This window comes from Burkholderia sp. WP9 (genome assembly GCF_900104795.1).
Taxonomy (GTDB): domain Bacteria; phylum Pseudomonadota; class Gammaproteobacteria; order Burkholderiales; family Burkholderiaceae; genus Paraburkholderia.
The window spans coordinates 2,651,867-2,677,805 of record NZ_FNTG01000001.1; the positions used below are offsets into that span (position 1 = coordinate 2,651,867).

19 protein-coding genes and 2 pseudogenes are annotated in these 25,939 nt (G+C 61.7%); 11 read left to right on the top strand and 10 right to left on the bottom strand.

Annotation, left to right across the window (positions count from 1 at the left end; all coding sequences use genetic code 11):
* Positions 1 to 63: 63 nt before the first annotated feature.
* The 4 genes from waaA to BLW71_RS11820 all read right to left on the bottom strand — a co-directional run bounded on the left by waaA (position 64) and on the right by BLW71_RS11820 (position 5,023).
* Complete coding sequence (gene waaA, locus BLW71_RS11805) at positions 64 to 1,380, bottom strand: lipid IV(A) 3-deoxy-D-manno-octulosonic acid transferase (protein ID WP_091796491.1); 1,317 nt, start codon at positions 1,378 to 1,380, stop codon at positions 64 to 66.
* An 82-nt stretch (positions 1,381 to 1,462) separates the two neighbouring features.
* Positions 1,463 to 2,347, bottom strand: coding sequence for a Kdo hydroxylase KdoO (gene kdoO, locus BLW71_RS11810; RefSeq protein ID WP_091796492.1), 885 nt, complete (start codon positions 2,345 to 2,347; stop codon positions 1,463 to 1,465).
* Positions 2,348 to 2,396: 49 nt separating this feature from the next.
* A complete protein-coding gene (gene waaC / locus BLW71_RS11815; protein ID WP_091796493.1) occupies positions 2,397 to 3,398 on the bottom strand; it encodes a lipopolysaccharide heptosyltransferase I in 1,002 nt (333 codons plus the stop codon).
* 230 nt (positions 3,399 to 3,628) lie between these two features.
* Positions 3,629 to 5,023 (bottom strand): phosphomannomutase/phosphoglucomutase, encoded by a 1,395-nt coding sequence (locus tag BLW71_RS11820; RefSeq protein ID WP_091796494.1) that lies wholly within the window; start codon positions 5,021 to 5,023, stop codon positions 3,629 to 3,631.
* A 292-nt stretch (positions 5,024 to 5,315) separates the two neighbouring features.
* Between BLW71_RS11820 and BLW71_RS11825 the strand changes: the two genes are divergently transcribed.
* From BLW71_RS11825 to BLW71_RS11860, 8 genes are all read left to right on the top strand, one after another.
* Complete coding sequence (locus BLW71_RS11825) at positions 5,316 to 6,578, top strand: oligosaccharide flippase family protein (RefSeq protein ID WP_091800745.1); 1,263 nt, start codon at positions 5,316 to 5,318, stop codon at positions 6,576 to 6,578.
* On the top strand, positions 6,575 to 7,405 hold the full coding sequence (locus tag BLW71_RS11830) for a glycosyltransferase (protein WP_091796495.1): 831 nt from the start codon (positions 6,575 to 6,577) through the stop codon (positions 7,403 to 7,405). Before BLW71_RS11825 ends, BLW71_RS11830 begins: the two co-directional genes overlap by 4 nt.
* Before the next feature lie 36 nt (positions 7,406 to 7,441).
* Positions 7,442 to 8,590: a glycosyltransferase family 4 protein gene (locus BLW71_RS11835; RefSeq protein WP_091796496.1), complete on the top strand. Its 1,149-nt coding sequence runs from the start codon at positions 7,442 to 7,444 to the stop codon at positions 8,588 to 8,590.
* 12 nt (positions 8,591 to 8,602) lie between these two features.
* The gene (gene galE / locus BLW71_RS11840) at positions 8,603 to 9,625 is read left to right on the top strand and encodes a UDP-glucose 4-epimerase GalE (RefSeq protein WP_091796497.1); all 1,023 of its coding nucleotides are present in this window, start codon (positions 8,603 to 8,605) and stop codon (positions 9,623 to 9,625) included.
* Between the two features lie 225 nt (positions 9,626 to 9,850).
* A complete protein-coding gene (locus BLW71_RS11845) occupies positions 9,851 to 11,068 on the top strand; it encodes an ABC transporter substrate-binding protein (RefSeq protein WP_091796498.1) in 1,218 nt (405 codons plus the stop codon).
* A 96-nt stretch (positions 11,069 to 11,164) separates the two neighbouring features.
* Positions 11,165 to 12,040 carry a branched-chain amino acid ABC transporter permease gene (locus tag BLW71_RS11850; RefSeq protein ID WP_091796499.1) on the top strand — a complete coding sequence of 292 codons (876 nt, stop codon included), beginning with the start codon at positions 11,165 to 11,167 and terminating at the stop codon, positions 12,038 to 12,040.
* Positions 12,041 to 12,048: 8 nt separating this feature from the next.
* Positions 12,049 to 13,989, top strand: coding sequence for a branched-chain amino acid ABC transporter ATP-binding protein/permease (locus tag BLW71_RS11855; protein ID WP_091800748.1), 1,941 nt, complete (start codon positions 12,049 to 12,051; stop codon positions 13,987 to 13,989).
* Between the two features lie 29 nt (positions 13,990 to 14,018).
* Entirely contained in the window at positions 14,019 to 14,753 is a 735-nt protein-coding gene (locus BLW71_RS11860) for an ABC transporter ATP-binding protein (protein WP_091796500.1), read from the top strand.
* A 654-nt stretch (positions 14,754 to 15,407) separates the two neighbouring features.
* Here the strand turns inward: BLW71_RS11860 and BLW71_RS42215 are convergent.
* Positions 15,408 to 16,174: pseudogene (locus BLW71_RS42215) on the bottom strand (transposase); the annotation flags it as partial.
* 47 nt (positions 16,175 to 16,221) lie between these two features.
* Here BLW71_RS42215 and BLW71_RS42220 point away from each other — a divergent pair.
* Positions 16,222 to 16,519 (top strand): annotated as a pseudogene (locus tag BLW71_RS42220) (IS3 family transposase); the annotation flags it as partial.
* 63 nt (positions 16,520 to 16,582) lie between these two features.
* Here the strand turns inward: BLW71_RS42220 and BLW71_RS11870 are convergent.
* A complete protein-coding gene (locus BLW71_RS11870) occupies positions 16,583 to 17,317 on the bottom strand; it encodes a Crp/Fnr family transcriptional regulator (protein ID WP_091800751.1) in 735 nt (244 codons plus the stop codon).
* A gap of 1,425 nt (positions 17,318 to 18,742) precedes the next feature.
* Positions 18,743 to 19,135: a hypothetical protein gene (locus tag BLW71_RS41610; RefSeq protein ID WP_177205010.1), complete on the bottom strand. Its 393-nt coding sequence runs from the start codon at positions 19,133 to 19,135 to the stop codon at positions 18,743 to 18,745.
* A 145-nt stretch (positions 19,136 to 19,280) separates the two neighbouring features.
* On the opposite strand from BLW71_RS41610, the gene BLW71_RS11880 reads away from it, so the two are divergent.
* Positions 19,281 to 20,258, top strand: a complete 978-nt coding sequence (locus BLW71_RS11880; RefSeq protein WP_091796501.1) for an IS5 family transposase — start codon at positions 19,281 to 19,283, stop codon at positions 20,256 to 20,258.
* Between the two features lie 505 nt (positions 20,259 to 20,763).
* Here BLW71_RS11880 and BLW71_RS11885 read toward each other — a convergent pair.
* Positions 20,764 to 22,311, bottom strand: coding sequence for a methyl-accepting chemotaxis protein (locus BLW71_RS11885; RefSeq protein ID WP_091796502.1), 1,548 nt, complete (start codon positions 22,309 to 22,311; stop codon positions 20,764 to 20,766).
* Between the two features lie 271 nt (positions 22,312 to 22,582).
* On the opposite strand from BLW71_RS11885, the gene BLW71_RS11890 reads away from it, so the two are divergent.
* Positions 22,583 to 23,683, top strand: coding sequence for an MraY family glycosyltransferase (locus BLW71_RS11890; protein WP_091796503.1), 1,101 nt, complete (start codon positions 22,583 to 22,585; stop codon positions 23,681 to 23,683).
* Here BLW71_RS11890 and BLW71_RS42225 read toward each other — a convergent pair.
* Both BLW71_RS42225 and BLW71_RS11900 read right to left on the bottom strand, forming a co-directional pair.
* Positions 23,620 to 24,435: a nuclease-related domain-containing protein gene (locus tag BLW71_RS42225; protein ID WP_286161982.1), complete on the bottom strand. Its 816-nt coding sequence runs from the start codon at positions 24,433 to 24,435 to the stop codon at positions 23,620 to 23,622. The genes BLW71_RS11890 and BLW71_RS42225 overlap by 64 nt on opposite strands.
* 63 nt (positions 24,436 to 24,498) lie before the next feature.
* Positions 24,499 to 25,122: a hypothetical protein gene (locus BLW71_RS11900; protein WP_091796504.1), complete on the bottom strand. Its 624-nt coding sequence runs from the start codon at positions 25,120 to 25,122 to the stop codon at positions 24,499 to 24,501.
* Positions 25,123 to 25,939: the final 817 nt, after the last annotated feature.

The following is a 25,939-nucleotide window of genomic DNA, read 5'->3' on the forward strand; positions in this document are numbered from 1 at the left end:
AATATATTATTTATCGACGCTCGAAGCGATAAACCCAGCGCCGCGTTTCACGGTCGGCCTTCCTCACTCCACTTCCGGCAACAACGCCATCAACACATCCACGGTTCGCGCGGTCGCGCCGCGATGGCGCGCGGCGAACGCCGAGGCCGCGCCACCCATGGCCAGCCTCCGGGCCTTATCGCCGAACAACTCACGCAATGCCCGCGCCAGATCGGCCGGGTCCTGCACCTGCACGGCGGCGCCCGCCGCCACGGCATCGGCGGTGGCCTGCGTGAAGTTGAACACGTGCGGCCCAATTAGCACCGGCACGCCGACCGCGCACGCCTCGATCAGATTCTGCCCGCCCAACGGCAACAAACTGCCGCCGATGAACGCCAGATCCGAAGCGGCATAGTAAGCGCCCAATTCGCCCATCGAATCGCCGAGCAGCACGTTGACGCCCGCGGGCAAAGCCGCCACCCCGCCGCTCGCATGTGCCGCCGACGCCACCTTCGCATCCGGCGCCCACGTCGAACGCCGTTCGAGCCGCAGCCCGGCCTTCTCGACCAGCCCCGCGACTTCGTTGAAACGTTGCGGATGACGCGGTACCAGAATCAGCAGCGCCTCTTTCATGCCGAGCGCCGCGAACGCTTGCAGCACCAGTTCCTCTTCACCCTCGCGCGTGCTGGCCGCGACCCACACCGGACGCGCGCCGATCGCCGCACGCCACGCATGCCCGCGCGCCGCCAACTCCGGCGGCGTGGTCATGTCGAATTTCAGATTGCCGAGCACCGCCGCATTGCGCGCGCCGAGCGCGGTCAGCCGCTCGGCATCCGACGGACTTTGCGCCAGCACGCGTGCAAAGCCGCCGAACACGTCTTTGGTCGCATTGCCGAACTTGGCCGCGCGCTTGTACGAGCGCGCCGACATCCGCGCATTGGTCAGCACCAATGGCACGTCCGCGCGACGGCATTCGTCGATCAGCGTGGGCCACACTTCGGTTTCCATTACCAGACCGAGCGACGGCCGCCACGTCCGCAAAAACCGCCGCACCGCGTGCGGCATGTCGTACGGCAGATAGCCGCGCAAAACACGGTCGCCGAAAATCTGCTCGCCGGTGGCGCGCCCGCTCGGCGTCATATGGGTCAACAGAATGCGGGCGTCGGGACGCGCCTTCATCAGCGCGTCGATCAGCGGTTGCGCGGCGCGCGTCTCGCCCACCGACACCGCGTGCACCCAGATCAACGGCGCGTTGTCCTCAGGCAGCCGGCCGCGCGAATAGCCGAAACGCTCGCCGATATGCTCGCGATAGCCACGTTCCTTGCGCGAGCGGATCAACAGACGCAACACGGCCAGCGGCGCGATGATCCACCAGAGTGCTTGATAGATCGCCCTCAGCATTGGCGCTCCGCCAGTCTGAAAGCGCGAGCCGGCGCGCTGAGCGAAACCGGCGATCGGAAAACCCGCAACTGGACCGCGGCGCTCAAACCAGCGCCCTGCCCTTGAGGCGTTCGAGAATCCCGAGCGGCGCGCATTCGGGCTGCGCCATTGCCTTGACCGGCAGGAAGAAGGTCTGCTCCAGCATGAACTGGCCGGACATCACCGCGTGTGAAGTCTGATCCGAGAAACACACCCAGACGCTGCCGGGCGGAAACGGCATGGTCTCCTGCGGGCTCGACTTCTGATACTCGAGATCGGCTTTCATGCCGTCGTGCAGATTCAGCATCAGATGGTCGTACTCGCTGCGCGGCGATTTGGTCACGTGCAGCAGGTTCAGCAGCCATGCCGAGCCCGGCATCTGCGGTTTGATGCGCGGCAGGAAGCGTTTGGCCATGTCTTCGAATGGTTCGCCGACTCGCCACACGCGCGGCGCACCATGCGGATTGACGTTGGTGAACACGCGCAAAATGCGCTCGCCGTAATTCGGCCGCGACGGGAAAGCGTCTACATGCAGACGGCTGTCGTCTTTGCGCCATGAGGTCTCGCGCGTTTCCACCTGATGCAGCCGCAGGCTGGTCGGCGCCACGCGCAGTCTGCCGTTGTATTCGGGAAAGAGCCCGTCGACCAGCGTGCGCGCGTTGGCCTGATAACGCGCGATCAACGCGCGCACCGCCGATTGCGTAACGGCGTCGCCGGCCACGCCGTGCAACGCGCCGCCATTCGGTTCGAGGCTGATGTTCTTGCGGTTCGGGTCGGCAAGCGCGGGGTCGAGCAGCGCCTGTTCACCGCCTTCGATCGCGAAGCGCAGATTCGGGAAATACAGTACTTTGCCGCGTTCGACGCCGGCGAGCAGCGTCTCGCGCGGCACGGACAGATTGCGTCCGTGCCAGTCGGCGTTCGCTACTTCGATGATCTGGGTTTCGTTCATGGTCGCCCTTGAAAACGGTTGGAGCGCAAGGCGAAGCGCCCCGGACGTGTTACAGCAGGCCGAAGCCCGCGAGTGCCGACTTCACCTGTTGCAGCGTGGGCGGCTGTCCGGCCGTGCCGAGATTGACGACGTTCGGCGACCAGTAGCCGCCGGTGCGCCACGCGGTGGCGAAATTGTACAACTCGATGGTCGGGCGCTTCAGCGCCGCGGCGATGTGAACGAGACCTGTGTCAACTCCGACCGTCGCGGCCGCACCTTCGATCAGGCCGACCACGGCCGGCAACGAGAGCTTCGGCGGCACGATGGCCGCGGCGCCGAATTCTTTGGCGAGGCGCTCGCTGGTGGCGCGCTCCTCCTCACTGCCCCACGGCAGCACGATCGACGCGCCGCGCCGCACCAGCGACTGCCCCAGTTCGATCCATGCGGTATCCGGCCATTGCTTGTCGGCGCGCGAGGTGGCGTGCACGAACACGACGTACGGCACCGGCAGGTTCAGGTTCGCTTCAGACAACGCCAGCGCTGCCCGGCCGGTGTCGAGACCGAAGTCGATGTCGTCGGTGGGTTGCGGCGCCGGGTCGTTCAGCGCCGCGGCCACCAGTTGGCGCGTGCGTTCCACCACATGTGTACGCGGCTCGATCGGCACGCGCTTGTCGTAGAAGAAGCGCACCGGCCATTCGAAGCCCGCGCCCTCGGTACGGTTCGCGAGGCCGACCAGCGGCCCGCGCGCCATGCTCGCGACCCACGCGGTCTTGATCAGCCCCTGGCAATCGATCACGAGATCGTAATTTTCGGCGGCGAGCGCACGGCGGAAGGCGCCGATCTCGCGCCAGTTGTCGAGCGACAGAATGCGTTTGCGCCAGCGCCTCAGCGACACCGGAATGGCCCGCCGCACGCCGCTCACGAGTTGCACGAGCCCCACGAAGCTTTCTTCGACGAGCCAGTCGATCTGAGCCTCGGGATGGCGGCGTCGGATGTCGGCAATCACCGGCATGTTGTGAACGACGTCGCCCAGTGACGACACCCTCACGATCAATATCTTTTGCACGCTCAAGAGTGGGAAAACCGGCTATCCGGCCCGAAGATGCGTTGAGAGAGCCCTCGAACCCGTCGCTGTGCGCCGGGCCCTCGAAGGAGGTGAGAAACTCGGCGTTTTCTCACGAGGACGGCAATTCTAGCGCGTTACATGTAAATCGCATGAAAAAACGCGGCGCGGTAAAAGAAACCCGCGCCGCGTTCGACGACAGCACCGGCTCACTTCGAACCGCGCCGCCGCTTCAGCGTTTAGAACGGCAGCTTCGCGTCAGGCTTCTCCGCGAGGATCACGCGGCGGAAGTCTTCCTGAATGCGCTTGAGCGCCGCGTCGTTATCGGCTTCGAAACGCATCACCACGACCGGCGTGGTGTTCGACGAACGCGCGAGACCGAATCCGTCCGGATACTCGACACGCAGGCCGTCGATCTTCACGACGTCGTCCGCGCCGGTGAATTTCGCGCTCTGCTGCAGGCGCGCGATCAGTTCGAAGTTTTCGCCTTCTTCGAGCTTGAGTTGCAGTTCCGGCGTGGAGTTCGAGTTCGGCAGCGAGTTCAGCAGCTTGCTCGGATCTTCCACACGCGTGAGGATTTCGAGCAGGCGCGCGCCCGTGTACAGGCCGTCGTCGAAACCGTACCAGCGGTCCTTGAAGAACACGTGGCCGCTCATTTCGCCGGCGAGCGGTGCGCCGGTTTCGCGCAGCTTCGCCTTGACGAGCGAGTGGCCGGTCTTCCACATGAGCGGCTCGCCGCCCTTGTCCTTCACCCACTTGGCGAGGTTACGCGTGCACTTCACGTCGTAAATGATCTGCGCGCCCTTGTTGCGCGACAGCACTTCTTCCGCGAACAGCATGAGCTGACGGTCCGGATAGATGATCTGGCCGTCTTTGGTGACCACGCCGAGGCGGTCGCCGTCGCCGTCGAAAGCGAAGCCGATTTCAGCGTCCGTTTCCTTCAGCGCGCGAATCACGTCCTGCAGGTTTTCCGGGTGAGCCGGGTCCGGGTGATGGTTCGGGAAGTTGCCGTCGATCTCGGTGAACAGTTCGACCAGTTCGCAGCCGAGCTTCTTGAACAGCTTGGGCGCGAGGCCGCCGGCGACGCCGTTGCCGGTGTCGACCACGATCTTGATGGGACGCGCGAGCTTGATGTCGCTCGCGATGCGATCGAGATAGGCGTCGGCGATGTCGTACTCGGTGTACGTGCCGCTGCCTTCAGAGAAGTTCTCGTCGACGATGCGCTGATGCAGCGCGAGAATCTGCTCGCCGTAAATGGCCGCGCCGCGCAAGACCATCTTGAAGCCGTTGTAGTCCGGCGGATTATGACTACCCGTCACGACGATGCACGAATCGACGCGGCGCTCGCCGCCGTCGAGCTGCAACGGCACGCTGGCCGCGAAATAACCAACCGGCGTGGGCACCATGCCCACGTTGACCACGTCGACACCGGCCGCACGCAGGCCGTCCGACAAAGCCTGGACCAGTTCGGGACCCGACAGGCGGCCGTCACGCGCGACCACCACGGCGTCGCCGCCTTGCGCCCGCACTTCGCTGCCGAACGCGCGGCCGATCGAACGCGCTGCGTCGGCGTCGAGCGTCTTGCCGATTACACCGCGAATGTCATATGCCTTGAAAATAGATTTGGAGATCATGTTGGCTCACTTGCGTGCAATGGAAAATTTTGACCGGCGCACCGATAACAAATCGGTAAAACACAGCGATGCGCCCTTGCCGGAAGCGATCCGGTTCCAACTTATAATTGCGCTTTTCGGACCAGCCTTAAAACACCATTCTAATGCTTAGACGCCCTCCAATTGTAAAGTTGCCGCGACAGTCGGCTGGGTGGGCAAACGCGCGCACTGCGCCGCTCGGGTCATTCGTGCCATCGTTGCCACCCGCGCGATCGGCGCGAACGATGCGAGCGGATCGCCGAGCGTCAAGCGGATGCTGACGCTCAAACGCTTCGCCAATCCGGACGTCACGCGCGCCTTCACGAATATCGTCTGGCTCGGACTGGAACGGCTCACGCAGATCGGCGTGGCGATCGCGATCAGCGGCTTGCTGGCGCGCTACTTCGGGCCGGACGTCTTCGGCAAATGGCAATACGCCAATACGCTGCTGCTGGTGCTCTCACCGATTACCTGGGTGTGCGGCGCGGAGATACTCGTGCCCACCATCGTCAACCGGCCGCCGGCGCAACTCGGAACCGTGCTCGGCAGTGCGTTTGCGCTGCGCATATCGGTCTCCGCCGCGGCGTTGCTGCTCACCTGGCTCGGCATTGCCCTGCATGTGTTCGAGCCGCTGGTCGGCGCGATGCTCGCCGGCCTCGCTGTGACCATGCTGTTTCGCGAGCCGTTCGTCGGCGTGATCAATGCGTGGCTGCAAAGCATGACCTACAGCAAGCCGCAGCTGCTCACCAGTATGAGCACCGCGGTGCTGAAAGCCGCTCTGGTGTATCTGCTGGTGCGCGCCGCGGCCACGCCCGCGCGCTTCGGCTGGCTGTGGGCGCTCGAATCGGCGGCCATCGGCGCCATCCTCGTGTTCTATTACATGCGGCGACATGGCGGCAAGCTCGGCTGGCATGTCGACCGTGCGCTCTTCAAGCACTTCGCAAGTGCGGGCACCGTGTTCTGGCTCGGCCTGATCTGTATGTATCTGTTCCTGAAACTGGACCGGCTCATGCTCGAACGGGCGATCTCCTTTGCCGACCTCGGTCGTTATTCCGCCGCCCAGCAGTTGAACGAGAACTGGATCACGCTCGCGCTGATGCTCGCGCAGACCATCGCGCCGGCCTTCGTCTACCGGGTGCAGGACGCAGCCCAGTTGCGCCGCAACATGTGGCGGCTCACCGCCATGACCGCCGCGCTGATGGTGGGCGGCGCGCTCGTGCTGGATCTGCTGGCCGGCATCATCATTCGCCGCGTGTTCGGGCCGCAGTTCGAAGGCGCGATCGAGATTTTCCGCTGGGCCGTGTGGCTGTCCGTGCCGGCCGGCATCGAAGCGATCGGCAATCTGATCGTGCTCAAGTATCAGGCCAAGTTCGTATTGCTCTCGAAGTGGCTGCTGGCGCTGGCTATAGCATTCGTGGTCAATCTGCTGGCGATTCCACGGCTTGGCGCTTACGGCGCGCTGGTGGGTCTGGCGGCCGGCTATCTGGCGGCCGCGTCGGTTAATCTTTATTACATTCGTTTCAAATTGCGCCCATGACGAACGCATCCGCCACCGCGCAAATGACCCTCGACGACGTCGCGGTGCTGATTCCCGCCTACAACGGCCAGGCCGATGTCGACCTCACGCTCGCGTCGTTCAGTGAAAGCGCGCCGGTGCATGTGCTGATCGTCGACGACGGCAGCACGCCGCCGATCGTCGCGCCGGCCATCGCCAATATGAAGATCGAAGTGCTGCGCATGGCGCAGAACGGCGGCATTGAACGCGCGTTGCAAACCGGCATCGACGCATTGGCCCAGCGCGGCTTTCGCTATGCGGCGCGCATCGACGCGGGCGACCGCAGCGTGCCGCAGCGGCTTGCCAAACAACGCCTGTTCATGGAATTGCATCCGCGCGTGGCCGGCCTCGGCATGTGGACGCAAGTCGTCACTCGCGAAGGCAAACCGCTCTTCATGCTGACGCCGCCCGCCGAACCGGACGCGATCCGCCGCTTGCGCTTTTTCCGCTCATGCCTCGCGCACCCTTCGATGATGCTGCGCATCGACGCCGTGCGCGCGGTCGGCAACTACCGCGCCGAGTACCGCTCCGCCGAGGACCTCGATCTGTTCGTGCGACTCATGGAGCAGTACGACTGCGCGAACCTGCCGGAGCTCGGGCTCTATTACGAGCTGAACGAAGGTGGCATTAGCGCGACCAAACGGCGCCGCCAGGTGAATTCGACGCTGCGGCTGCAACTGCGCTACTTCAACGCGGCCAATCCATACGACTGGCTGGGCCTCGCCAAAAATCTGCTGCATCTGGTGACGCCTTACCGCGCGCTGCAACGGATCAAGCGCAGCCTGCTCACGCCGCGCGCGAGCCACTGAATCATTCCCCCAATTGACCGCCGAGTTCGTTCCCGCATGAAGCCTGCCTTGAAGTCGACGCCCGCGTTGCGCATTACACTCGTCTGTAACACCGCCTGGGCAATCTATACGTATCGGCAAGGGCTGATCCGTATGCTGGTCGGACGTGGCGTCGACGTGACGGTGCTGGCGCCGCGCGACCGCACATTCGAACTGCTCGCCGCCATGGGCTGCCGCTGCATCGAATTGCCGGTCGCCTCCAAGGGCACCAATCCACGCGACGACCTGCGCACGCTGTACGCGCTCTATCGGCAATACCGCACGATCCGCCCGCACGTGGTGTTCCACTACACGATCAAGCCGAATATTTATGGCTCGATCGCCGCGAAGCTGGCGGGCGTGCAATCGGTTGCGGTCACAACCGGATTGGGCTACGTGTTCATCCAGCAAAGCCGCGCCGCTCAGGTAGCCAAGAAAATGTACCGTTTCGCGTTCCGTTTCCCGCGCGAAATATGGTTTTTGAATCGCGACGATCAGGCCGCATTTGTCGAACAGAATTTGTTAGTGCATCCTGAGCGCGCAAGACTGTTGCATGGCGAAGGCGTCGATCTGGACCAATTCGTCTTCACACCCTTGCCCGAGCGGGCGGATTACCGCTTCGTGCTGATCGGGCGGCTGTTGTGGGACAAAGGCGTGGCCGAATACGTGGAAGCCGCACGGCGCCTGCGTGAACGTTATCCGCACGCGCGGTTCCAACTGCTCGGCCCGGTGGGTGTCGACAATCCCAGTGCGATTACGCGCGCAGAAGTGGCGGCGTGGGAACAGGAAGGCGTCATCGAGTATCTTGGCGAAGCGCATGACGTGCGGCCTTTCATCGCCGATGCGGATTGCGTAGTGTTGCCGTCGTATCGCGAAGGCGTGCCGCGCACGCTGATGGAAGCGTCGGCCATGGGCCGCCCCATCGTCACGACCGACGTGCCGGGCTGCCGCGAGGTGGTGGCGGACGGCGTCAACGGCTTGCTGTGCGAGGTGCGCAATGCAGAAAGCCTCGCGGCCACGCTGGCGCGCATGCTCGACATGAGCGGCGCCGAGCGCCGGGCCATGGCAGAACGCGGCCGAAAGAAAGTCGCGGAAGAATTCGACGAGCGCGTGGTCGTCGAAACGTATAAGGACCTGGTGCAAAAAATGACGGGCGTTTTACTTTAACGGAGCAACAGCATGACCACGAAGGGCACGATTCTGGTAACGGGCGGCGCGGGCTTTATCGGCTCGCACACCTGTGTCGAACTGCTGAACGGCGGTTACGACGTCGTGGTAATCGACAATCTCGTGAACAGCAACCGCGAATCGCTGCGGCGCGTGGAAAAGATTACCGGCAAGGCGGTGACCTTCTACGAAGCCGACGCGCGCGACCAAGCGGCGCTCAACCGTATTTTCGACGCCCACCCGATCACGGGCGCGATTCATTTTGCCGCGCTGAAGGCAGTGGGCGAGTCGGTGGCCAAGCCGATCGAGTACTACAGCAACAACGTCGGCAGCCTGCTGGCCCTGCTCGGCGTGATGCGCGACCGCAACGTCAAGCAGTTCGTGTTCAGTTCCTCGGCCACCGTGTACGGCGTGCCGAAAAGCTCGCCGATCGACGAGTCGTTCCCGCTGTCGGCCACCAATCCGTATGGCCAGTCGAAGCTGATCGCCGAGCAGGTGTTGCGCGATCTGGAAGTGGCCGATCCGTCGTGGCGCATTGCCACGCTGCGCTATTTCAACCCGGTCGGCGCGCACGAGAGCGGCCTGATCGGCGAAGATCCCGCCGGTATTCCGAATAACCTCATGCCTTATGTCGCGCAGGTGGCGGTCGGCAAGCTCGAGAAGCTGCGCGTGTTCGGCGGCGATTACGACACGCCCGACGGCACCGGTGTGCGCGACTACATCCACGTGGTCGATCTGGCGCGCGGGCATCTGGCCGCGCTCGACGCGCTCGTCACGCGCGACGCGAGCTTCGTCGTGAACCTCGGCACGGGCCAGGGCTATAGCGTGATCGACGTGGTCAAGGCGTTCGAGAAAGCCGCCGGACGGCCGGTGCCCTACGAGATCGTGGCGCGCCGCCCGGGCGACGTCGCCTCCTGTTTCGCCGACCCGGCCGCCGCCGAGAAGATCATTGGCTGGCGCGCGCAGTTCGGCATCGAGCGGATGTGCGCGGATCACTGGCGCTGGCAATCCACGAATCCGCACGGATTCGCCTGAGTCGAAGCAAAGTCGACGGCGGCGCGAAGGCGTCGCCAGGCAGGAGCGCCGCCGCCGTCGATTGAGGGATTGCACCAAGCGGGTAATTCCGAATATTACTAACCCTTTACAGCTTCCTATACTGGCTCACCGTCAGACGGTCAGGCTTCCTAAGAACGTTCGAATCGGGGCGCACGGGCCCGCATCGAGGCTTCGTGCAAGAAAAGACATGCTACGGAGACAGTTATGGGAATTCGCTTGAAGAGCGTAGTGGGCGCGCTCGCGCTTTGTGCCCTCACCAATGTCAGCTACGCGGCGGATCCGATCAAGATCGGCGTCGATGGACCTTTCACCGGTGGCTCGTCTTCGATGGGCGTCAGCATGCGCGACGGCGTGCGCCTTGCCACCGCCGAAATCAACAAGGCCGGCGGCGTGCTCGGCCGCCAGATCGTGCTGGTGGAACGCGACGACGAGGCGAAAAACGAACGCGGCGTGCAGATCGCGCAAGAGCTGATCAACAAGGAAAAAGTCGTGGCGGTGGTCGGTTACATCAACACCGGCGTCGCGCTCGCCTCGCAGCGCTTCTTCCAGGAAGCGAAGATTCCCGTCTTCAACAACGTCGCGACGGGTAGCATCGTGACGAAGCAGTTCACCGACCAGCCGGACAACTACGTGTTCCGCAATGCCGCCGCGGACCGCATCCAGGCGCCGATGATTGTCGAAGAAGCCGTGACCAAACGCGGTTTCAAGAAGGTCGCGATTCTCGCCGACTCGACCAACTACGGTCAGCTCGGCCGCGAAGACCTCGAAAAGGCGCTCGCCGCCAAAGGCGTGAAGCCTGTCGCCGTCGAGAAATTCAATATCAAGGACGTCGACATGACCGCGCAACTGCTCAAGGCCAAAGAGGCCGGAGCGGAAGCGGTGCTGACATACGGGATCGGACCAGAACTCGCGCAGATCGCCAACGGCATGGCCAAGCTCGGCTGGAAAGTACCGCTGATCGGCAGCTGGACGCTTTCGATGGCGAACTACATCGACAACGCCAGCACCAACGGCGAAGGCGCGCGCATGCCGCAAACGTTCATTCAGGAAGCGAACACGCCCAAGCGTAAAGCCTTCATCGACGCATACCTCAAGGAATTCAAGCCGAAGAACAACCGCATCGACTCGCCGGTTTCCGCCGCGCAAGGCTACGACTCGGTTTATCTGCTGGCCGCCGCGATCACCCAGGCCGGCTCGACCGACGGCCCGAAGGTGCGCGCCGCGCTCGAAAGCCTCAACACCAAGGTGGAAGGCGTCGTGATGGTCTACGACAAGCCGTTCACGCACGACGACCACGAAGCGATCAGCTCGAACGTGCCAGTGGTCGGCGAGGTCAAGGGCGGCCGCGTGGTCTACGCGTACGATGCCGACCGCAAAGGCGGCGGGCAGTTGCGCAGCAAGCAGGCGAGTTCCGCGAACTGAGTTTGAAATAAGCGCAGCAGCTTGCTACGGAGCCGCACCCGTCTGAAGGCGGGCGCGGCTTTGCTTCATATCCGGTGAATTCCAGGGCGCTCGACGATGGCCATTCTTCTGCAGCTCATCTATAGCGGCATTGCGCTCGGCATGATCTACGCCGTGATCGCATTCGGCTATCAACTCACGTTCGCGACCTCCGGCACGCTGAACTTCGGCCAGGGCGACGCGCTGATGCTCGGCGCACTGGTCGGCCTCACGCTCGTCACACTCGGCGTCAACTATTGGCTGATGATCCCGCTCGTTTGCGTGTTCGGTCTGCTGCAAGGCGCGTTTGTCGAACGGATCGGGGTGCGGCCCGCGATCAAGATCAAATCCGAATTCGGCTGGATCATGTCGACGATCGCACTCGGCATTATCTTCAAGAACGTCGCCGAGAACGTCTGGGGCCGCGACGATCTGCGCTTCCCTTCCCCGCTGCCGGAAGCACCGCTGAAAATATTCGGCGCCAATGTACTGCCGATGGAATTGCTGGTAGTCGGCGGCGCCCTCGTCATGATGCTGGCGGTCGAGTTCTTCAACCGCAAGACGATCTTCGGCAAGGCGGTGGTCGCTACCGCGAACGACCGCGACGCCGCGGCGTTGATGGGCATCAATACCGGCCTCGTAATCACGTTCTCGTACGCATTGTCTTCGCTGACCGCGGCCTTTGCGGGCGTGCTGATCGCGCCGCTCACGCTGACCGGCGCGACGATGGGCGCCGTGCTCGGGCTCAAGGCATTCGCGGTGGCGATTATCGGCGGACTGTCGAGCGGACTGGGTATCGTGGTGGGCGGCGTCATTCTCGGCATTGCGGAGACGACGACCGGCTTCTACCTCTCCACCGGCTACAAGGACGTACCCGGGCTCGTGTTGCTGCTGATCGTGCTCGCGTTGAAACCTGCCGGCCTGTTCGGCAAGACCTCGATCAAGAAAGTGTGAGGACCGCCGTGAATCCCAAGAAACTCATTGCGTCCGCACTGGCGCTGATCGCGCTCGCGGTGTTTCCCGTGCTGTCGGGGAATCCGTATTACATCCATCTGCTCGAGACGATCATGATCTACGCGATCCTGCTCTTCGGTCTCGATATCGTGGTCGGTTATACAGGGCAGGTGTCGCTCGGCCACGCCGGTCTGTTCGGCGTAGGCGCGTACACGGCCGGCGTGCTGTTCTTCAAACTCGGCATGCCGTTCTTCGTCACCGCGCCGCTGGCGATCCTGGTCACTGCGGGCTTCGGCGCGATTCTCGCGCTGCCGGCGCTGCGCGTGTCCGGCCCCTATCTCGCGATGGTGACGCTTGCGTTCGGCACGATCATCCAGATTCTCATCAACGAGATGGATTTTCTGACCAACGGGCCGATGGGCGTGAAGATTCCAAAGCCTTCACTGGGCAGCCGGCCGATGAACGAGGTCGAATATTACTGGCTCGTCGCGGCGCTACTGGTTGCCTCGCTGATCGTCGTGCATCGCGTGCTCAAATCGCATCTGGGCCGCGCGTTCGAGGCGTTGCGCGACAGTCCGATCGCGTCGGACTGCATGGGCGTGTCGGTGTACCGCTACAAGGTCTATGCATTCGTGATCAGCGCGGGGTTTGCCGGGCTGGCCGGCTGCCTCTATTCGTATTCCGAGCAGTACATCTCGCCGAACACCTATAACTTCGAGCTGACCATTCTGTTCCTGCTCGCCATCATCATGGGCGGCCGTAAAACCCGCACCGGCGCGCTGCTCGGCTCGGCGATCATCGTCCTGTTGCCGAAACTGCTCGACGACATCGACATGTTCCGCACTGTCGCCTCGGTGCTGGCGGCGGTCGTCGTGATCGGTGCGGGCGTCGCGCTGGCGCGTAAGGTGTCCACGCCGCGCAAAGTTGCGATTCCCGTTCTGGGCACGGTGGGTCTTGCCGCGTTTTCCTACCGGATCGACACACTCGCCGACTGGCGGCTCACCATATTCGGCTTGATGATCCTGCTCGTCGTGTATTACCTGCAGGATGGCGTGGTCGGCTTCGTGCGCAAGATCGTGACGCATGGCCGGGTCCGCACCGTCACCGTCGACACCACGAAACCGGCGACGATTGGCGGCGATGCGATTCAGGCGGTGCAAGCCGGGGGCACGGAAGACATTCTGGAACTGCGCGGCATCCTCATGCAGTTCAGCGGACTGAAGGCGCTCAACAACGTCGATCTGACCGTGCAACGCGGCACGATTCACGGGCTGATCGGACCGAACGGCTCGGGCAAGAGCACGATGATGAACGTGCTGACCGGCATCTATGTGCCGACCGCGGGCACGCTCTCTTATCGCGGCGCATCGCTCGCGGGGAAAACCTCGTCGCAGATCGCGCTGTCCGGTATTGCGCGCACGTTCCAGAATGTGCAACTGTTCGGCGAAATGACCGCGCTCGAGAATGTGCTGGTCGGCCTGCATCACACATTCAACGCGAATCTCGCGGACGTCGGACTGATGTCATCGCGCTACCGGCGCGAGGAACGCGCCGCCCGCGAGCGCGCATTCGGCATGCTGCGTTTTGTCGGCCTGGACAATGTCGCGGCCGAAGAAGCGCGCAACCTGCCGTACGGCAAACAGCGCTTGCTCGAAATCGCGCGGGCGCTCGCGCTCGATCCGCAATTGCTGCTGCTCGACGAACCGGCCGCCGGACTCACCGCGCCGGACATCAAGGAGCTGGTCGCGATCATTCGCAAGGTGCGCGATCACGGCATTACCGTCGTGCTGATCGAGCATCATATGGACGTGGTGATGAGCGTATGCGACCGGGTTTCGGTGCTGGACTTCGGGCAGAAGATTGCTGAAGGCAAGCCCGCCGATATTCAGTCTAACGAAAAAGTCATCGAAGCCTACCTCGGCGGCCAGCCTGCCGGTCAGGCGGCGTGAGCCCGCCGGGCGCCACTACAGGAACAGACATGTTATCGATCAGAAATCTGCATGCGGGCTACGGCAAGGTCAAAGTGCTGCACGGCATTTCGATCGACGTGCCGAAGGCTTCGGTCGTCACGCTGATCGGCTCGAACGGCGCGGGCAAAACGACGACCATGCGGGCGATCTCCGGCATGATCCGGCCGAGTGCGGGCGAGATCACGATGGGCGTCGGCGCCGACGCGAAGCGTATCGACGCTCTGGAATCGCACCGCATTGCGCGGCTGGGACTCGCGCATTCGCCGGAAGGCCGACGCGTGTTCGCGACCATGAGCGTGACCGACAACCTCATGCTGGGCGCGTTCCCCCGCCTGACTTCCGCGCGGCCTCGCGGTGACGTGAAGGCCGATCTGGAGCGTGCAATCGAGATGTTTCCGCGGCTCAAGGAACGGCGGCATCAACTGGCCGGCACACTCTCCGGCGGCGAGCAGCAGATGCTCGCCATGGCGCGCGCGATCATGATGAACCCGGATCTGGTATTGCTCGACGAACCGTCAATGGGACTCGCGCCTATTCTGGTCGAAGAGGTGTTCCGGATCATTGGGAATCTGAAAAGCGAGGGCGTCACCATGTTGCTGGTCGAACAGTTCGCCGCTGCCGCGCTCAATGTGGCCGATTATGGCTATGTGCTGGAGAACGGCAGGATCGCGGCGCATGGGCCCGCCGCGGAGTTGCGCAACGATCCTTCGGTGAAGGCGGCGTATCTGGGCGCGAGTCACTGAGGCGCGCGCGGATTCCGGTGGATAGCGCGTTAATCGAAGTCATAAGCTCGCGAGACCGCGGTCGAGTTCTGCCGCCACGAGCTGCAAGTTGGGTTCGACGATCAGGTCGGCGTGGCCGCCGGAGATTTCCGTCACTGTCAGCCCGGCACGGGCGACACGCCGCCAAAGCAGCAGCGGATCGCCGTGCCCATTCTGTGCAACCGCCGCACGGACATAGATGATCCACCCTCCATCTTAAGGCCTGGTTTGATTGCCCACCACCGCTGTCCGTCTGGCGGTTCGGCACGTCGGCACGAGTGGACAACGCTCCGTCGGTCGGCATGATGGGGCCCCAGCCAACCGATCAGGCTGGCTCGGTAAGGCGGGAAGAGGTGCACGCCAAGGTCAATCCACGCTGCCAGTTAGGCCGCGGGGCACAGCCTCCCGCCGGCATCTCCGGGCTGCATCACCTCCCATTGTGCGCTCGCAATGCCCGCTTCGGATGTCCGCACGGGTCCATGCATGGTCATCGAGAATATTAGTGCACCGATAGGTGAGTTTCCCCTGAATTTTCGCCTTCCGGCGGGTTCCTGCCGAACCTCATAGACCTCACCACCGCCACGGCGCGGGCGCTGATCGTGAAATCGCGAGAGTTCAGCGCCCTGCTGTGGATCAGCGTGGTACACGGAATGCCCGGTGCGCAAACCCGCCGACAGCTAGCTGCCGTAAAGCGCCCCGGCCCTGAATGTAAAGCGCCTAATATATGGCTTCGTGGGAGATCCGCATAGACCCATCAACAGGAAAGTCAACCCGCAATCGGTGACTGATTTGTCCTGGACTCCAGCAAGTGCCGCAGCGCCGGTTCGTCCGACAGACATGTCGTCGCCCCTTCCATGGTACGTTGCCCCCCCGAATCGGCCTGCCTTGCGAATCAGCGACAGCTCCGGCTGGTCGGTTCTGCACGTATGTTCTTAGCCGCTTGTATCCCGCGAGTTTGGCGGTTTTCGGTCGCTCATCAGCTCGTTCTGCCTTCCACTGTGCAAGGATTGCCCGATAGGTCAGCGTACCACTGCGTGTAGCTGCGTTCGTACCGCATTCGCCCGAGATGGTTGACGGCGACCGACCTAGCCTTCATGCAATCTGTCGAACCCCGTGATCCTGCGCCCACAGCAGCGCGATCTCCTCACGTTCCGTGAATGATGGATAGCGGCCCGAGCGAGGCACCAGCTCAATCAGCGGCATGCCACCGGCTTCGCGAAAAATCTTGGCCGCAACGATCGGGATACGCCGCATGCCAACGCCGCAGTGTCATTCTCCACACCCTCGGCAATGCATTTCCGAAACGCCTGCGTGGTCTCCAACTGATTGACGCCTGGGCCTGGCAGGCTATGGCACCATAGACTGCTAGGCTTGTCCCGAGGTCCACCCCGTGGCCGTCCCATCCAACACCTCCGTTTTGGAGATGTTGCAACGACCGGTTGAATCCCCCCAATATGCGAGTCACGGCTTGCAATCAAAGCTAACTGAATATGCTATGCGATGCTCAATGAGCCACAAAGGAAATTGTTGGGATACGCGCCGGTGGAAAGCTCCTTTACCAGCCTGAAAAACGAGCGCGTCCATGCGAAATACTTCGGGCCCCATGAGGAAGCGATGGCGGACTAATTTGAATACTAAAAGTGTTTTATATAAGCAGTCGTTGTCATTCGTCGTTCGGCTTCGTATCGCTGGTTCAGTTTCTGCGCGGCTGGACCAGAGCTCAGCAGACCAAGGATGCCGCTGCATAACTCGGGACCTGTGGAACGCGAAAACCCGAGGGAAGCTCATTCAGATTGTAATTGCGGCAAACGTCAGCGGACGACTTCCATCGCGTTAGTACACGGCAGTAGCCGGTCGAATTCGCGTTTCACGATCTCGTAACATTCGCATGAGCGCGCCTCGAGTCCGGTCCGATCAAGGATCCGAACACGGCCACGACTGTGATCGATAAGATTGGATTCACGAAGCTTGCCGGACGCCTCAGTCACGCCTTCACGACGCACGCCGAGCATGTCGGCAATGAGTTGCTGCGTAACGTGCAAGTCGCTTGTGCCCGAACGATCGATATCGACCAGCAGCCACCGGGACAGTTGCTCGTCCAGTCGATGCAGCCTATTGCACGCCGCAGTCTGCGCGACCTGGGTGAGGAGGGCCTGCATGTACAGCAGCATCACGGAACGCAGGGAGGCGCAGTTTTGCAACGCATCGCGCAGCGCCTTTGCGCTTATTCGATGGGCGAATCCCCGGCATTGGGCCTGGACACTGGCCGGCATGGTGTCTCCGCCCGTCAGGATTGGCACGCCTGTCGTACCATCCCTGCCAATTGCGGCGATCTCAACCGAACTGCCGTTTTCCATGGTCTGTAAGAGTGAAATAATTGCTGTGACTGGAAAATAGACGGTTCGTACAAGTTCACCGGATTTCGACAACATTTGGCCCGGCGTCAACTCGACAAGTTCGAAATGAGGAGCAAGCGCCTCCCATTCATGCGTTGGGAGCGCCTCTAACAGACAGTTACCACGGCGGTATGACTGATGCGTCGGCATCATCTTCCTCACGTAAGTATCGCAGGCTCGCGGACGGCGGGCCTCCACTTGAATCGAGGAGGCAATGACGAACCACGTCTCCTCACTTGCGAGGTCAGCAAACTGAATCGGTAATGGAGAAGATCAACGCTTCGCACCGGTCATTGCGTTGCTTTCGATGTCGCAGTGCAGCATAACCTGCAAAGAATGTCACGCCAATAACACTGGCGGAATACTCAGCACGAAAGGCGGAATATTGATGAATTATTTGCGCTGAGCATTCCTTCTTACACCCTACGCGAACCGCTTTGTAGCAGATCGGGCAGACTTCGACGTTATCAGAATTGTGTGCTGAACACAGTTTCAGATGGCATCACGTCCAATTTATTAAGGATATCTATTCTCCCAGATTTCGCCTCCATTCTGACCCACGCATGATGGCGGTCGGTCAACAGCATGGTTGGCGCGCCCGCGGCCTGACCGGCCGCTCGCATGTCTGTCGTCGTGCGCCGTCGAGGTCATTTCCGCTTCTTGCGTCACGGCCTTGCAAGCCAGCGTGTTGAGAACGCCAGCCAGAATCCGCTGGCCAAGATTATCGTGATGCAAGATCCAGACGTCGTAGCTTCATCCGTCGGATGCGGCTCCGCTCCTGACCTCCCAGTTAGGCCGAAAGTCACCACCGGGGCCAAGTGCGAATGATCCGAGTATTGCATTACCGCAGATGTCGTGCGGGTGCCCGAACTTGTCGGCCTCGATTTCTCCCTGGCCATACTGAAACAGAATTGTCGCGCATCGGTGATCGACCAGCGCGGACATGTTGGGCCGGTAGCGTGCACCATGAATCACCGCACATGAGTGCGGCCGGACAAATCGCGGCGCGGGCTTGCGCGGCTTCTCTGGAGGCTGCGTCGATCAATTCAATGTGCGGCTTCGTACCGGCTTCGCAACCGTGAGACATGACGGAACATGCGGTCTCGAACGCACGGCAACGCAGACCACTCAAGCGATTGACGCGCCTCGTAGCCTCGCAGATATCGCTTGCCGGGTCAACCGTGTAGTCCCACGCACGCGCTTCGTCCTCGGTTTCGAAAACAGCCTAACGGGCGAGCGATGAAGATTGAGGTTCCGTCCAAGCCAACCCCGCCAAGATCTATCGTAAGGCGCTCTGTCATTGGGAACGCGCTACGCGAGCCGTCGATGATCGTTACCCGGTTCGTTCGCCGGGCTGTGGGCGGGGCGAAAACGGGTGCGAAAGTGTCCACCAGTTGCTGCTTCGTGAGCCGAAGCAGATCGTCCGATGTGCGAATAATGACGCCGTTTCCCGGCCGTGGAATGTTTACCGTACGACCCCAGCTGATCGACTTATTCGACGCGCTGCGAGCCGCCCAGATTCATCACAACGGTGTCGCTAGTGACGAGTCGGCGTACCGTTGGTTTTCGCGTGTCCTAATGGGCGATCTCGAACCGCCCGTCTTTACCGCGCCGGATCGTGTAGATTTCATGTCCACGCAGCGCGTCGACGTCGAAATGTTCGACGAGGTGAGCGATTAGGTGCTCGGCGGCAAGCGTGAGCAGTTGGCCACCTTCCGAGGGCAGTGGCGCGCCGTTGGGATCCGCTGCAATTTTCTTATGCGGCGCACCAGACTCGCGGATGTCGCCAAACACCGCGTCGAAGCGTTCGCATTCGAGCCACGGAAGGAAAGTCTTGGCATCCGGGTTGCCTGTAACGTTCATATAGTCGCGAAGCTTCCCTGCCCCTAGGCTGAAGCGTTTGTCGATAATCGGTAATCCGTTTCCGGCCAGCTTGCCACCCTTGAACGCGTAAAAGGAGAAGGCCATCCAGGAAGGGCCTGCACCACAAAAGACACACGAATAATCACTTGGTAGGCCGCAGGGATTTCCGCTGAGGAGCTCTGCATGACTATTGGCTTAAGGCTACGCTGAAAAAGGTCAACGGCATTGGGCGTTCAATCGTTAGATGTGCATGAAACAACAGACCCTTGCGATGGCGGCCGATCAAGGCGCCGGATTTGAACAGTACCGTCGGCCAACCAAACGCGATGTGTTCCTTGAGACGATGGAGCAGATCGTGCCGTGGGCGCAATTGTGCGAGGTTGTCGAGCCGTACTATCCGAAGGGTCAAGGCGGTCGCCCGCCAGTGGGTCTGGAGCGCATGCTGCGCATGCACTTTGTGCAGCACTGGTTCAACCTGGCGGATGAGGCGTGCGAGGAGGCGCTGCTGGACAGCACCGCATTGCGGCGATTCGTCGGGATTGACCTGGGGCGCGAGCGGGTTCCCGATGGCACGACGCTGTTGAAGTTTCGCCGGCTGCTGGAGCGCAACAAGCTCGGCGAGCAGTTGTTCTCCAAGGTCGGCGAAGTACTGCAAGGGCATGGGCTGAAGGTTGGCACCGGCACGATCGTGGATGCCACCATCATCGGTGCGCCCAGTTCCACGAAGAATGCGGACAAGGCACGAGACCCCGAAATGCATCAGACGAGGAAGGGCCAGCAGTGGTACTTCGGCATGAAGCTGCACATCGGTGTGGATAGCCAGACGGGACTGGCACACAGCGCGGTAGTGACGGCGGCAAACGTGCATGACAAGCATCCGCTGCCGGCGCTACTGCACGGCGACGAGCGGCGTGTGTACGGCGACAGCGCCTATGCGAGCCAGAAGGAACTCATCGCCAGCAAGGCGCCGAAAGCGAAGGACTTCACCAACCAGCGTGTGCGCAATCGCAGTGGTGAAGTCGATGAAACCAGGCGCTCGAAAAACCGCAACAAGTCGAAGATTCGTGCCCGGGTCGAACACGTCTTTGCGGTGGTCAAGCGGCTGTGGGGCTTCGGCAAGGTGCGCTATCGCGGCCTCGCGAAGAACGCCACGCGTGCCTTTACTGCACTCGCGCTGGCCAACATCTACATGAGCCGCGCGCGGCTGATGGCACAGGTGCGTCCATAAGCAGCCGAAATGGGTCGAGAGCCCCGCTTGCCAGGCCCTTCAGGGCCGGGAAATCGAACCGGTCGCATCGCTGATCTCACATTCCGGAATTCAGCATCAAGCTGTCGGCGAAAACGGTGGCTTCTTCAGCGTAGCCTTAACTGTAGTCGGTGGTTGATGCGCACAGTGCGCGTTGCCATTGTCGAGGACACTTCCCAACTGGCAATCTACACACAATATCCCCGAATGCAATGCACTGCTCTGTGCATTCGCGCATAGGCAGCATTTCGACACCTTTACCGAATGAATGGAACAAATTTCCGGATCGCGCACGCGCGCCGGGAAAAAGTGCTGCCACCCAGTGGATGATGCACTGCCGGGGCTTTTGCGCATCACCCGCTCGCGTGGCATTGGCAGATTGGATGATTAGCAAGGCTTATTAATAATTGAGCTTTACCGTCGGAATCGCACCACAATATCCGCTTTCAGGTATGACGCCGCGCCCAAGGAGCGCGGCCTCTTTGCATCAAGCGATCTGGAACACCGCCACTGCGTCGCGCAATATCGTCGCCTGCTCTTCCAGCGATTTCGCCGCAGCAGCAGCTTCTTCGACGAGTGCAGCATTGTGCTGCGTGACTTCATCGATCTGCGAGACCGCTATATTGACCTGCTCGATACCGTCACTCTGTTCGAGCGCGGACGCCTCGATCTCGTTCATCACGCCGGTCACGCGTTCGACGGCGCTCATGGCTTCGTGAATCGTCTTTTGCGCGTCCGATACAAGGGATGCGCCCTCCTGAACCTTGGCGGCCGATTCCCCGATCAATTCCTTGATTTCCTTCGCTGCCGCTCCCGAGCGCTGTGCAAGGCTGCGCACCTCCGAGGCCACCACGGCGAATCCGCGCCCCTGTTCGCCGGCCCGCGCCGCTTCGACCGCCGCGTTCAACGCCAGAATGTTGGTCTGAAACGCAATGCCTTCGATCATGCCGATGATTTCCGTCACCTTGCGCGACGACTCGCTGATTCCATCCATCGTTTCGGTGACTCGTGACACCACGTTACCCCCGCGTGTCACGGTGTCGAGCGCGCCATGCGCCAACCGGTTGGCCTGCTTTGCATTGTCGGCGTTCTGTTTCACCGTGGCCGATAACTGCTCCATACTCGCAGCGGTCTGCTGAAGGGCCGCCGCCTGCTGCTCCGTGCGCGAGGACAGATCGGCGTTCCCCGATGCAATCTCGTTCGCCCCCTGCGTGATCGCCGTCGTGCTGCCACGCACTTTCGACACTGTCTCGACGAGGCCGTCGCGCATCTTCGTCAGCGCTGACAGCAATTGACCCATCTCGTTGCGCGATTTGACCTTGATGGCAACCGTCAGATCGCCGGCCGCGATACGTTCGAAGTGCTTGACAGTCGCGTTGACCGGCTTGATCAGCGCCGCTGACAAACCGATGCGCGCCGCCACGCCGATCACGATCGCGATTGCGCCGATCGCGGCGAACAGCAGCGTCGCGATCTGGAACCGCTGCGCCGCCGTTTCAGCTTGCTGATGCTCGCTGTCTACCTGGGAACGCTCGAGCGCGTCGATCGCTTTCGAATAGGCGGCGTAAAAGCCGTTCGCCGTCTCGCCCTGAATGTTGCGGAAGGTATTGAAGTCGAAGTCGGCCAGCGCCTTGAACTCGGGCTCGATCGCCTTATCGACCAGCGCGCTGCGCGCCTGCTCCACGCTCTGCGCGAGCTTCCGTTCGTTGTCGTTGGCAAACGGACTGGACATGTAGGTGCGGAAGTCCTTGTTCGATTCGACCAGCACCTTGTGCGCGGCCGGCAACAGTTCATCAGTCTGCTTGCCGACACTAAAGAGCGTCTGATAAGAACCCAGCGCAAGCTGGACTCGCAACAGCTTTTCGGAACTGGCCTTCAGATGAGACAGCGCGGCCGCGCTGCGCTGCGTGTCGTCGAGGCTGCTGTTGGCGAGTTTGAGCGCGCCGTAGCCGACACCGATCACTGTCAGCAGGAAAGCGACAAATACGCTGATCACCAGCGTCAGGCCGCCACGAATTGTGATGTTATTAAGCATTGGGTCTCCGGAACGTCTTGCGATCGGCGGCGAAAAACAGGTTGGCAGGTGCATGCGCTGTTTTTTTACGCGTGAATGACACTTCGCCGCATCCAGGTTAACGACCTCCTGCAGCCCCCGCTAGATAGGTGAAATCCATGACTGGCGGGCGTTTGCGGGCAGTTTGCGCCTCACTATCTGGGATCGTCGCGCAATTGTGCCGAGCCGCCGCTTTTCAAGGCAGCGGGCGTTTCGTTTGTATAATTCGGCGTCTTCGCTCAGGCCCACTTTCATGCTTAGTTTTGCGCTCGGCTTTCTCGTTTCTCTGCTGATCACGCTGTTGATCGTGCGCTATGCGCATCTGCATGAAAAATTCTCCACCGACACCGATCTGGCCGGCGTGCAGAAATTCCATGCGCGCCCAGTGCCGCGCATCGGCGGGACCGGGATTCTGCTCGGGCTGATCGTCTCCGCCGTGCAGTTGCATCACGCCTACCCGGCCGTGTCAGGTGGCATTCTCGGGCTGATTGCGTGCGGCATGCCGGCCTTCGGCTCGGGGCTGGTCGAAGATCTGACCAAGCGCGTGTCGCCGCTCGCGAGGCTCGTCTGCACGATGGCGGCGGCCGCGCTCGCCTATTTCCTCCTGAATATCGCCGTGACGCGCATCAGCGTGCCGCCGCTCGACTTCCTGCTCTCGTATGCGGTGATCTCCTGCGCGGTGACGGTGCTGGCGGTTGCCGCCCTCGCCAATGCAATCAATATCATCGACGGCTTCAATGGCCTCGCCTCGATGGTCGCGTTCATGATGTTCGCCTCGCTCGCCTACGTGGCGTTCCAGGTGTCCGATCCGATCGTGCTGTCCGCGTCGTTCATGATGATGGGTGCGGTGCTCGGCTTCTTCATCTGGAATTTCCCGGCGGGGCTGATCTTTCTCGGCGACGGCGGCGCCTATTTCATCGGCTTCATGCTGGCCGAACTGTCGATCATGCTGGTGATGCGCAATCGCGACGTGTCGGCCTGGTACCCCGTGCTGTTGTTCATGTATCCGATCTTCGAGACCTGTTTCTCGATCTACCGGAAGAAGTTCATTCGCGGCATGTCGCCCGGCATCCCCGACGGCGTGCATCTGCACATGCTGGTGTATAAGCGGCTGATGCGCTGGGCAGTGGGCGCGAGGACCGCGCGCGAGTTGACGCGGCGTAACTCGCTGACGTCGCCGTACCTGTGGCTGCTGTGTCTGATCGCGGTCGTGCCGGCCACGCTGTTCTGGCGGCATACGCTGCATCTGTTCTGCTTCGTGGTAGTGTTCGCCGCGACGTATGTCTGGCTCTACGTGAGTATCGTGCGGTTCAAGTCACCACGGTGGATGGTGGTCAGGAAGAGGAGACGGTGAGCACAGTTCACCCCTCCTCGTGTCAGCAGTGTTAGGTCAGGACTAGCCTTGGCCGCGCGAGCGGCCCTCCTGGATTCGTTGTCGGTGTTCAACGAGAGCCTCGGGCGCGTGTCTGCATGCTGCAAGATCGCGTCAACTATCTTGCGAACGGGCAGGCGCCCTGTCCCCGTGCGCGCAAACTGCTGCTGTCGCACCCGCAGGTGCCGGTAAAGTTCACTACGCTCAAGCAGCGCCGTTGGAAGCGTGGGTGCCACCATTGCCGCGTCATGCGAAAAGACACCGAGCCCTTCGACGATCCACAGCCGCGGCGGAAGCAGTTTGCGCAAAAACCGCACCTTCGCCGCATTCTGCTTCATTGGCGAGGTACGCACACACCGCTGTCCGTCAACCGTCGTGAGCGTCAACGTGTCATCGGTCTCACCGTGTGTGACCACACCAGCCCAATGCTTTGTTTCGACCACGAAGACTCCGAACGGCGTAATCGCCAGATGATCGATTTCAGCAGTCGGAAAGGTGCTCCCCGGCGCATGAATCAGAACGAGACCATCCAATACTTCCCAGTTTTCGCCGCACAAACGCGTGAGGTGCCAGCGCAGCTCGGCTGACACCTCCCTCTCTCCTTCTCCCCCCCGCCCTCGGGCAGAGGCCGCCCGCGCTTCTCGAACTTCCTCTTTAGCCGACCGTTTATCGTTAAAGCTCAGATACGCATACAGCAATGCACTCGCAAGCCCGAAGATAGTGTGAATCAGCATGCTGGCTTCTCCTTTGTTTATGTAGGTGAAACCAGCGTGTCGAGCGCTACGGGAAGTCAAGCATCAGGTCAGGATCGTGAGCCCGGGAGGAAGCCGCTTTTCTCGTGGCTGACCATCGTTCAGGGCCTCACAGACAGAATGCGTGGTTGTCCCCAGCGCGCGGGCCGCCTTGCGCAGGTCGCCACGGTGTTCCGTGAGGGCCTCCATGGCCTTATCGCTTGTGAGCATCGGTATGTCTGGTCGCGAGTAGGCTGCCGCATGCGAGCATTGGACATGTCTACTCTCGACACTCGACGCACCCACGGTGAGAGGCGCACTCAGTAAAGCGATGAGCTGGCGCTTTCGGATCCATTGCAAAAACTGTCGCCAATGCTCGAGCCTCTCGGCCGCCTCTTCAGATGTCAGCCGCTGCGTGGACCAGCGATTGATGAGGACCCTCAAATGCTTGCTGCCGAAGTTCCACGGTGTTTGTAAAGCATACCCGCTGGCACGCAGCGCCTCAAAACCCGCCAATACCTCCGCCACCCGCCGGCATTGGGTTTCAGCCGGCACAGGATCCTTGGCCCGAGTGCGCCAATCATACGTCGACGTGACACGGCCCCGGGCAAGCCTGCGGAATTCCCGCCTGAATTCATGCAGCAGACTGCTGCAGGCAATCACGTACCGGTATTCGTAAAGAATGCACATGTTTGTTTTCCTTGTATTGATTCCGTGACTTGGTCGATGCCACACCGGCACCGACCGGCGTTCAGCGGCGCGGCGAGCGCGCTGCCGTTTGAGTGCGCTGTTTATCGGGCCGCGCGCGCCACGGGCAAGGAAGTGTGCAGACGATGGCTAGATGCCATCGAGACGCAGTCAGAGGTGAAGTTGGAACGGCCGACGCTACACGCCGCCTGGACTGGGATGGCCGTCAGAAGTTCGCAAAGAAGAAAAAAAGGAAGGAGGAGGGACAGCCGAAAGACAGGCACTAAAACTCACAGTGCCAAGGAGCGCGTACAGTGTCCAGAGAGCCAACCAGAGGCGTACGGGCGAACGGCCTTGCCGACAGGCCGATCGCAAAATACGGACGGCTATGGCAGTGCAAGATCGATGCGTTGTGGACGCAGGCGTGAATATACCCCCACGCCGTCAAAACTGGCAAGCCGGCGGCTCACGGTACCCATGCTATGCTCGACACACCGAAACAGCGGGGAGCCAGCATGGACATCGCATGGCCGTTACTTGGACTCAATGTAATGTTTGTAGGCATGGGCTGGATGATGGACCGTGGTGCGCGCCGGCAGAGGAGGCAGCTCATTGCGCGACGTTCATCGGTCGCAGCTTCGTCCCAGAGGGAACCGCAACCACGCGCCGTCGCGTTGCACCGGAGAGAACTGCACTGCCCACATTGCGGCCATAGCATCGGTGACCGGGATTTCGCACGGCCGCATGCGCCGACGACCTACCGGCCGACACGCGAATTACCGTATTCCAGACGGCCCCCCATCTGAGCGCGAACACACTG